The organism is Halomonas sp. BL6 (genome assembly GCF_006228115.1).
Taxonomy (GTDB): Bacteria; Pseudomonadota; Gammaproteobacteria; order Pseudomonadales; family Halomonadaceae; genus Vreelandella; species Vreelandella piezotolerans.
In genome coordinates, this window is sequence record NZ_VDGL01000002.1 from 23,819 (window position 1) to 33,402 (window position 9,584).

Here is a 9,584-nt window from a genome sequence, read left to right on the forward strand (position 1 = left end):
TGCTCGGGTGCCGAGATTAGAAGGCGCGGCGGCGATAGAAACGATACTCCGGCGACCAGCACGCAGACTCGATACGCTCGCGCAGCGCGGTACCGCTGGTTTTCAACGCGACGCCGTTTTGCTGCGCCTGTGCCGCCACCTCGAAGGCTATCGATTTGCTAATGTCACGGATGCGCGACAGCGGCGGCAGCAGCGCGCCTTTACCCTCTTTCACCAGCGGTGCTTCACGCGCCAGCGCCCTTGAGGCACTCATCAGCATCTCATCGGTGACCCGGTTGGCATTCGCGGCAATCACACCCAAGCCAATGCCGGGGAAGATATAAGCATTGTTGCACTGGGCAATCGGATAGGTGCGGCCGTTATACACTACGGGGGCAAACGGGCTACCGGTCGCGACCAACGCTTGGCCATCGGTCCAACGAATCACGTCTTCTGGTACCGCTTCAGCCTGCGAGGTAGGGTTGGAGAGCGGCATGATGACCGGATGCTCGCAGCCTGCGTGCATGGTCCGAACGACTTGCTCGGTGAAGATACCGCGCTGACCGCAGACACCAATCAGAATCGTTGGCTTGATGTTGGCAATGGTCTCTTCAAGCCCTTGGCCATTCCACTCGGCGACCAGGGCAGGGTCATGAGCTAAGCGACGCTGAAAATCCCGCTGCCACGACTGATCCGTGGTCATGAGCCCTTCACGGTCGACGATGAAGATACGTGCCCGTGCTTCGGATTCGGTCAGACCTTCGGCTTCCATGGCCACGACCACCTGCTCAGCAATACCGCAGCCCGCAGAGCCACCGCCCACGAATACCACACGCTGCTGGGCAATCGTCTCTTCACGGGCTTGGCAAGCCGCCATGAGCGTACCGACCACCACAGACGCCGTCCCCTGCACATCATCGTTAAAGCAGCACAGTTCGTTACGATAGCGCTCTAGCAGCGGTACAGCGTTAGCCTGAGCGAAGTCCTCAAACTGCAGTAGCACGTTCGGCCAGCGACGCTTCACGGCACAAATGAACTCCGCCATGAAGGCATCGTACTCTTCCTGACTCACCCGCTCATGACGCCAGCCCATGTACATCGGGTCATCCAGTAGCGCCTTATTGTTCGTCCCTACATCGATCATGATGGGCAGCGTATAGGCCGGGCTAATCCCGCCACAGGCGGTGTAGAGCGCGAGCTTCCCAATCGGAATACCCATGCCGCCGATGCCCTGGTCCCCCAGGCCCAAAATACGCTCGCCATCGGTGACGACGATCACTTTGACGTTATCTTTGGTAGCACTGCGCAGAATGTCATCCATATGCTCGCGATCGGGGTAGCTAATGAATAGCCCCCGGTGGTTGCGATAAATATTGGAAAACTCCTGACACGCCTGCCCCACCGTCGGCGTATAGATAATCGGCAGCATTTCCTCCAGGTGCTCTGACACCAGCCGGAAATAGAGCGTTTCGTTATCATCTTGAATGGCGCGTAGATGGATATGGCGTTCGAGATCGCTATGGCACTGCTGGTACTGACGGTACACACGTTCCAGTTGGTCGTCGATGGTTTCGACTTTTTGGGGTAGTAGCCCTATCAAGTTAAACGCCAACCGCTCCTCTTGAGTAAACGCGCTGCCTTTGTTCAATAGCGGCATTTCAAGTAAAGAAGGACCGGCGTAAGGAATGTATAAGGGGCGTTTACTCGTCGTAGACATAGGCACTCTCTTTTTATGTCAATTGCTGTTGCAATGCAGCAACGCTGGGCGTTGGCGGCGTTTGAGCGTAATGTAACATGCTAGTACGACAAAGGTGGAAGAGACATAAATAAAGGGCATAAAAAAAAACGCCTCGGCATTGCCGAGACGTTTTCTAGACGCCACTAACGTGAGCCTTCTAACAGCTTTTGGCGACGGGTCGACGTCCCGCTTCCCCATCAAAGAAGAACGGGCGCAGCTTAACACCCGCCATGTTCCCGGCGAACGCCGCCACCATCCATACCCAGCCGTGGAGGCTGCCAGAGGCAATACCGCTAAAGTAAGCGCCGATGTTACAGCCAAAGGCCAAGCGGGCGCCGTAACCCAGCATGATTCCACCGATCACTGCTGCCAGTACCGATTTCAGTGGAATTCGGAAGTTGGGTGCAAAACGTCCTGCCAAGCTCGCGGCGGCCAAGGCGCCAAGCATAATGCCGACGTTCATCACCGTGGTGATATCGCTCCATACGCTGGCTTCCAGCGCGGCGGCATTGCCAGGCGATTGCCAATAGCCCCACTGGCTCACATCGCCACCTACCAGTTCAAAGCTCTTGGCGCCCCATAGCGCAAACGCGGAGGTGATCCCCCACGGACGCCCTGCCAATGCCAGCGTGGCAAAATTCAGCAGTGCCAGCGCCACCGCGCCGGTCACCAGCGGCCAAGGGCCCGACAACCAACGCTCACTACCCGGTTTATCCACTACCGGGGCCTGCTCCAAATGGCCATGGCGGCGCTTTTCCATCATCACTGTGAACGCAGCAATCGCGGCAAACAGCACCAAGCTGATGCCGATGCCTCCCCCTACACCGGCGACATTGACCAGCGATACCGGTTGGAAAGCAGGCAGGCTTTGCCACCACGCAAAGTGAGCTGTGCCAATCACCGAGCCGACAATGAAGAACACCAGGGTAATCAGCATGCGCGCGTTACCACCGCCTGCGGTGAAGAGCGTGCCAGAGGCACAGCCGCCACCTAGCTGCATACCTACCCCGAACAGAAAGGCACCGACCAGCACTGACAGACCAATGGGGGCAACGAAGCCACTCACCTCGGTACCAAACAGGCTGCCCGCGCCGAGCGCCGGGAAGAACAGCACCACCGCAATCGCCAGCATGATCATTTGCGCCCGCAGCCCACGACCACGGCGCTCAGTAATGAAGACCCGCCACGCGGCCGTAAAGCCAAACGCCGCATGGTAAAGCACCATGCCCAGCAGCCCGCCCACGATCATCAGCAAGCCGATATTAGCGCTGAACACCACGCCAATGACCAGCGAACTCAGCACAATGGCCGCCGTCGCTAAAAGAGGCACGCGATAATTGATCGGTGCCGACGTTGAGGTCGTTGCCATAATTCACCTATAAGTAACGCCAAAAGCGCCTGCAATAGCGAGGCGCTTGGCTAATTTTGACAATAGTTATAAGCCTAACGTTGAGGTGTAAAGGTCGGAAATTCTTTATTCAAAGGTACATATTCTAAAAAAGAATATAAAGTCAGACAGCAGGTCTTGATGGATTCACAACGTCAAATGCAAAAGGACGATTTCGCTGGCACACGGATATTCACTACTACTCACTCATACCGCTCAGACGACATTAACGCCAACCGGACGGGTCTGATCTTTTTCGCTTCGGAGGAAGAGGACACCATCGCCCACACCGCTGGGATCATGACTATCACGACAACTCCGATAGGCACTAGGCCCAAGAAACTGCCAATACCCACCAAAAAAGCGGCTAAAGCAGCGATAGTGACCCACGTGCTGCCTTTCCCTGTCACCTTATCGACATGAGTGAGATGAGCGGTCAAATCGGCCAGTTGGTCCCGATCGAGTGAAGCTTCATGGTGGCATTGTGGGCAAGTTAACGAGTCCCCCTCCTTAAGCGTGGTGACTTGCTTGTCCTTGACAGCCCATGAATAGCCACACTGGCCGCAGGTCACGATGGCCAGTGTATCCATAGGCCAGTGCTCCTGTTTCGTCGCGTTATTCATTACGTCATCCTTGTCGTTAACCATGGGGTAATAATTATGCCTGCTCCGCCTTCGTCCTAAATGGAAACGAAGGATAGGGGGCTTGTGCGGTAGCTGGGGCCGCTACACCAAACCGCTTTTCGATATCGCCCATCTCCACAAACTTCTCGCCGCGCTGATAGGCAGCACACAAGTGTTCGCTCAGGTCGTTCACGGCTTGGGAGAGCTTGGCCCACTGGGACTCAGGTAGGGGCTTCGACCACTCCGCCAACCAGTCGCTGGGCACGGCCTTGGGCAAAATATGCTTCATGCGGTACTCGGTGTACCAGTGGGCAAAGCGGGCATGCTCCCACAAGCGCTTACGTCGAAAGCGCCGCCAGCGGGCCACGTCGTTGGTGCGCTCGCATTCTGCTTTTTCGCGGGCCACGTAGGCGTCGTACCACTCCACGCCCCACTCTCGGGCGGCGGAAGTGGTGGCATCGATGCCCTCTTCCATAAAGCGGCGGATGTACTCCCACTGGGCCAGGGCCCCCGGCAAACCGCCCACGCCAACGATGATGCCTGCTCCAGGCAGGGTGTAGCCAGGGCGCTCGGGGTCCGGCGGCAGCAGCGCGAAGTTCCAGCCAAAACCGGTGATGGCCCCCGGCCCCAAGCTGGGGTTGAACCCACACACCGCCACTACGTCCTCCCAAGGCACCAGTACCGTACGGCGCTCGCGCTTGCAGAGTCGGCAGATGAGGTCGTAAAGGGGGGGATAAACGAAGAAAAAGGCAAACCCACCGACATGCATCAACATAAAGCCGAAGGGAAAGCTCTCACGAGCACCGCGCAGCCACTCGCCTATTTCAATGAGGCCCATAAACCCAGAGGCAGACACCGCTAGGCTAGCCGTCGAGGCTAGCCAAAGATTTTGAGGGGCGGGCAGCCAGAAACGGCCTGGGGGATCCACCACAAAGGCCACTTCACGACGCTGACGATTCAAGCGAATGGGCGGCATACGCTTGAATAACGTATTGAGCCAGAGAATGGCTAGGGTAAATACGAACAGAAAGGAAAAATAAAGTCCCCCCGCCCATACTGCAAAGGCTACCTCTTGCATCGTGTTTTTAATTAGGGTTGCCATTAAAAGTATTAGGCAAAAACCACTCATAAATAGCGTTAAACCACTTAACATATGCCCCGCCGTCATCATGGTGTCCGGGCTGGCACCTTGGCGAATATCCATAGTGGCTTCATCGTGGCGCACATCGATATGGGCCACATCCACGGCGTACTCACTATTCACCGGTAACGGCAAGGGGCTTAGGCAGTACTGCTCGCCCCCAGCACGGCTTTCCCGTTCGCCCGCGCGCATGGGCGGTAGCGCTTTGTTGGTAGTCGTTTTAAACATGCTTCATCCTTGTTCAGGGTGCCCAGGGGGTCAGCGGCATACTGGGCCAGGTACCTATTTCAACGCTCTGAAGCCGAAGGCCCGATCGCTGGCGACGAATGGTGGCGCAGCGTAGAGGCTAGGGAAGGCAGGCTGCCTTCCCTGGGTATAAGTAGAGGTAGGTCGCATGCACCGTCTGCGGCGATATTCGTCTCTCTACTAATAGGTTAGTGCCGTGTTCGTTTAGCTAATACTTATCAGGCTTCCAGCCCCTGCCTTTTGTAGGCTACCGAAAACACCACTTCAAGCGGCAGCGCCGGGTCGTGTGCACGTATGCGGCGCACTTCCTCGGAGAGCTTGGTCAGTTCCTCACTTGGTTTAGCCCACTGCTCTTCCGGCAAGGGTTGCGACCACGCCACCATATCCGCAGGCAGTAAATTAGGCCGCGTTTTGCTCAGACGCTTATTATCCCATTCCGTTAAGTAACCCGGCAGGTTCCAGAGCTGGATGATGTCGATGGCGTACCAAAAGCTCCAGTACAGCCAACCGATCTCCCCGTTGGCTCGGCGCTGATTGATATGGCGACGTGCGCGTTGCGCAGCGTGTGCACGCCTTCCCAGGGTGGGTCGTCTTGATTTCTCACTACTTGAGGATCCTGCACCTCGGCCAGTGAATGGACCTCGTACTCCATAGAGGCACGGATGGCTTCCCAGTGACTGATGGCCAGGGGTTTTGCCATGGTCATGAATTCCTGTTTGAGCCACAGGCCGGTCTCTGGATGCGCGTAGCCAAACCCCATACCGAACTGCTGCTGGACGCCGTATTGGGTCGCACCACGGGCCTCTACCACCCACGCCATCAGTGATTCCCAGGGAACGATCACCGTTCCTTGCCCGCCCTCCAGCACAAAACAGACTTCGCGGCGTTGGCGGTGAAAGCGAACGGGGGGGTATCCCGCAGAAGTCTAAGCCCTGTCCAGTGGCCCCAATACATGGCCAAAAAAACAGCCCCCCTGCAAGTCCTGCCCAAAAACCAAACTTGTAGACATCCCACATAAAACCGAAAGATGTACCAGGCATCATTATCCAAGCCAAACTAGGAATAAAGAGAGCTAATAAAAGCAATAAAGTGAACGTCCCACCAGTCAGTAATTGCCAGCCAAAAGCATCCATATACCCGCCACCCACATCCAGCCAGACGTCATTCAAGTTGCTAATGGTGCCGTTCAAATCCAGCGCCTCATGCGTCGTCGGTAGAGGGCTTGGGGCCAAGTAGGTAATACGGCCACCGGGAATGGCTTGAGTATCTCCCGCCTTATGAGGCTGGGCCGTATCGGGCTGAAGTAAGTCTGGTGCCTTCTGACTCATAATGGATATCCTGTTTACAGTAATATAAAAAACTCAAGCTTCAATGAGCTGCCAACGACCAGGATTACCGCGCCGCGCAAAAGAGGAAGGCATGTAGCGCTTACCACTACCGACTCCACCACGGGGGTCAATATAGATATATGCCTCGCTTGCTTGGGATTCACCTTCACCACCCAGTTGCACGGCCCCCCGTTCACTTTGTCGAGTGGGGCTTTGTTCATAACTGCTGGCAGGTGTCCAGAACCCGCCTCGGGCATTTTCGGATAGCTTGACGGTTTCACCCGCCAGCACAGCGGGAAAGGCGATTTGTACCCAGCAGCCCTGATACGCTCGTGATATTTTCTCCCTCCGCAATGCTCTCATGAGATTAACCGAGAACTGATGCAGGATTGACAGCAGGGTCATCACGAGCTTGAACGGGGCCTTATTACTATCTTTTTATATCAGCCCCTTCGCTTCAAAATGTAATACCTCCGGCTCGCGAAAAGCCGAGTTTTATGGTATGTCAATGTTTCCTTCTTCATATTTAGCATCAGGCAGGTGCTCCTTGAAGAACTGAATGCGGTCATCCAGTTCTTCGGGAAAGCAGTAGAGAAGATGCGTTCTCGGTCGATAGCTAGAATTACGCTTGAAAGGCTTCCACTGATACGTCAACGCAATCATGCTTCGTTTTCGCCAGACCTTGATATGCTCCGTTTTTGTCCAGTCAATCTCTTCATGTCGACTTCCTCGGGCCATTTCCTGGTAGCCTTTTGATGATCCCATCATCCAGGCCGCGAAGCCCATTGCCAGCGGCCCTAGGCTAGTAATAAGTAGCGAGGGGTCCATGAGAATCAGCACCAGAACGATCGGCATCAAAATAATAGCGGACCATTTTAAAAATGGTTTTACTGCATCCATTTGTGGTTTCCAGGAGCACACTTCAGCATTTTTCTCTGTAAACCGGTAAACAAGGATAGAGGTCTGGTGGGTCATGCTCATAGTGATCAGTAAAAACAATAAAAACATCCCCCCCCCTATTAAAAACTTAGACAATAAACTCCAGCCTCCAAAGGACATTAAATACGCCGACCCCAAACAAACAAAAAACAAAACAGAAAACAAAATATTGGCAACAAATATATTGTAATTACGCGCACGAATTCGCCAACTCATGACGTCAGGCTCATCCGCATGCTTCCATGGTATCTGAGAGACATAGTCCTGTTTGGGTTGTACAAACCACATATCAATATCCTTACTCTTCTAAACTCATGGGTACCGTGATGTCAAAGCGGGCGGGCAGGCTGATACCTTGGCCTTCTTCGCTATTGGGCTCGATCTCTTTTTTGCCCCGGGCGGCATTCGGCTTGTAAAAGGTAAAGCCCAGGCTGCTTTCTGATGATGCGAGCAGCGTCTCTGCATAATTCACTGTCAGCACAAACGGCTCCCGCTCAGCCTGTTCACTGGCAGGAATCCAGGCTTGCCATACGCGTACATCGTCAGTGTCATAGCCAGCGTCAGCGGGTAGCACAGCCCCCCGTTCACCTTGTTGGGTGGGGCTTTTTTCATAACTACTGGCAGGTGCCCAGAACCCGCCTCGGGCATTTTCGGATAGCTTGACGGTTTCACCCGCCAGCAAAGTGGGAAAGGCGACTTTCACTCAACTTAATTAGCGCTTTACTTTATTATGCTGCTCGATAAGATATTCATTCACAAAGTAATATTACGGCATATGCCAAGCGCCACATTAGTTGCGCTTGGCATGATATAGGTATTCCTATGGTGATTCATGAGATCTACTCTTTACAATCGAGCTCACGATCTTAATCACGTATACACCCCACCGTCACAGATGAAACTTTTCTTCTACAACTTCGATATCCGGAAGATTACTTGTCAAAAAACTCAAAACCTTATCGCGCTCACCTTCCTTGCAATAAATCTCCCTGATACCTTCCGGTATCATCTCATCCATTTCAGGGTGATACCAAGGCACATTCAAACCAATGATATCTCTTCCCGGATAAAGGTAGATTTTGTCAGCATTACGCCAATCGTAGTCGTGGTGTTGCATTCCATGCAGCGCTTGATAGCCTTTTGATGTCCCCATCACCCAGGCCGCAAAGCCCATTGCCAGCGGCCCTAGGCTGGTAATGAGCAGTGATGGATCCATAATAATAAGCACTAGAACAATTGGCATCGAGATAATAGCCGACCATTTCAAAAATGGTTTTACAGACTCCATCTGGGGCTTCCAAGAACACTCCTCTGCATGCTGATCTGTAAACCGATAAACAAGGATAGTAGTCTGATGGGTCATACTCATAACGATTAGCATAAAAATAAAAAACATCCCCCCCCAACTAAAAGAGAAGGGAGTAATGTTTCAAAAACAAGTGAAGCAGTGTCAAAAGAAAAATAAGCACCGCCTAAGCTAACAATCGTTAATGCAGCCAATAGAACATTCGCGCCAAAGATGTCATAATTTCGCGCCCGAATTTGCCAGCTCATGAGGGCCGGCTCATTTGTATGCTTCCATGGCATCTCTGGAATATAGTCCTGCTTGGGTTGTACAAACCACATATTAACATCCTTACTCTTCTAAACTCATGGGTACCGTGATGTCAAAGCGGGCGGGCAGGCTGATGCCTTGGCCTTCTTCGCTATTGGGCTCGATCTCTTTTTTGCCTCGGGCGGCATTCGGCTTGTAAAAGGTAAAGCCCAAGCTGCTTTCTGATGATGCGAGCAGCGTCTCTGCATAATTCACTGTCATTACAAACGGCTCGCGCTCAGCCTGTTCACTGGCGGGAATCCAGGCTTGCCATACGCGTACATCGTCAGTGTCATAGCCAGCGTCAGCGGGTAGCACAGCCCCCCGTTCACCTTGTTGGGTGGGGCTTTTTTCATAACTGTTTGCAGGTGCCCAGAACCCGCCTCGGGCATTTTCGGATAGCTTGACGGTTTCACCCGCCAGCAAAGTGGGAAAGGCGACTTTCACTCAACTTAATTAGCGCTTTACTTTATTATGCTGCTCGATAAGATATTCATTCACAAAGTAATATTACGGCATATGCCAAGCGCCACATTAGTTGCGCTTGGCATGATATAGGTATTCCTATGGTGATTCATGAGATCTACTCTTTACAATCGAGCTCACGCT

At 53.5% G+C, this 9,584-nt stretch carries 10 protein-coding genes; all 10 read right to left on the reverse strand.

All coding sequences use genetic code 11. The features are described from left to right. Positions 1-16 precede the first annotated feature (16 nt). The 10 genes from FHJ80_RS03665 to FHJ80_RS03710 all read right to left on the reverse strand — a co-directional run bounded on the left by FHJ80_RS03665 (position 17) and on the right by FHJ80_RS03710 (position 9,422). On the reverse strand, positions 17-1,696 hold the full coding sequence (locus FHJ80_RS03665) for an NAD-dependent malic enzyme (RefSeq protein ID WP_139525694.1): 1,680 nt from the start codon (positions 1,694-1,696) through the stop codon (positions 17-19). Between the two features lie 178 nt (positions 1,697-1,874). After that, positions 1,875-3,086 carry a YeeE/YedE family protein gene (locus FHJ80_RS03670; protein WP_139525695.1) on the reverse strand — a complete coding sequence of 404 codons (1,212 nt, stop codon included), beginning with the start codon at positions 3,084-3,086 and terminating at the stop codon, positions 1,875-1,877. A 221-nt stretch (positions 3,087-3,307) separates the two neighbouring features. Then, complete coding sequence (locus tag FHJ80_RS03675; protein WP_139525696.1) at positions 3,308-3,727, reverse strand: hypothetical protein; 420 nt, start codon at positions 3,725-3,727, stop codon at positions 3,308-3,310. 34 nt (positions 3,728-3,761) lie between these two features. Further along, on the reverse strand, positions 3,762-5,096 hold the full coding sequence (locus FHJ80_RS03680) for a hypothetical protein (protein WP_139525697.1): 1,335 nt from the start codon (positions 5,094-5,096) through the stop codon (positions 3,762-3,764). A gap of 457 nt (positions 5,097-5,553) precedes the next feature. After that, complete coding sequence (locus tag FHJ80_RS17425; protein ID WP_255303863.1) at positions 5,554-5,934, reverse strand: hypothetical protein; 381 nt, start codon at positions 5,932-5,934, stop codon at positions 5,554-5,556. Between the two features lie 1,003 nt (positions 5,935-6,937). Further along, the gene (locus tag FHJ80_RS03690; RefSeq protein WP_139525698.1) at positions 6,938-7,669 is read right to left on the reverse strand and encodes a hypothetical protein; all 732 of its coding nucleotides are present in this window, start codon (positions 7,667-7,669) and stop codon (positions 6,938-6,940) included. A 10-nt stretch (positions 7,670-7,679) separates the two neighbouring features. Further along, positions 7,680-8,084: a hypothetical protein gene (locus FHJ80_RS03695; RefSeq protein ID WP_139525699.1), complete on the reverse strand. Its 405-nt coding sequence runs from the start codon at positions 8,082-8,084 to the stop codon at positions 7,680-7,682. A 186-nt stretch (positions 8,085-8,270) separates the two neighbouring features. Further along, positions 8,271-8,669 (reverse strand): hypothetical protein, encoded by a 399-nt coding sequence (locus FHJ80_RS03700; RefSeq protein ID WP_139525700.1) that lies wholly within the window; start codon positions 8,667-8,669, stop codon positions 8,271-8,273. An 86-nt stretch (positions 8,670-8,755) separates the two neighbouring features. Then, positions 8,756-9,007, reverse strand: coding sequence for a hypothetical protein (locus tag FHJ80_RS03705; RefSeq protein WP_139525701.1), 252 nt, complete (start codon positions 9,005-9,007; stop codon positions 8,756-8,758). Between the two features lie 10 nt (positions 9,008-9,017). Next, on the reverse strand, positions 9,018-9,422 hold the full coding sequence (locus FHJ80_RS03710) for a hypothetical protein (RefSeq protein ID WP_139525702.1): 405 nt from the start codon (positions 9,420-9,422) through the stop codon (positions 9,018-9,020). Positions 9,423-9,584: the final 162 nt, after the last annotated feature.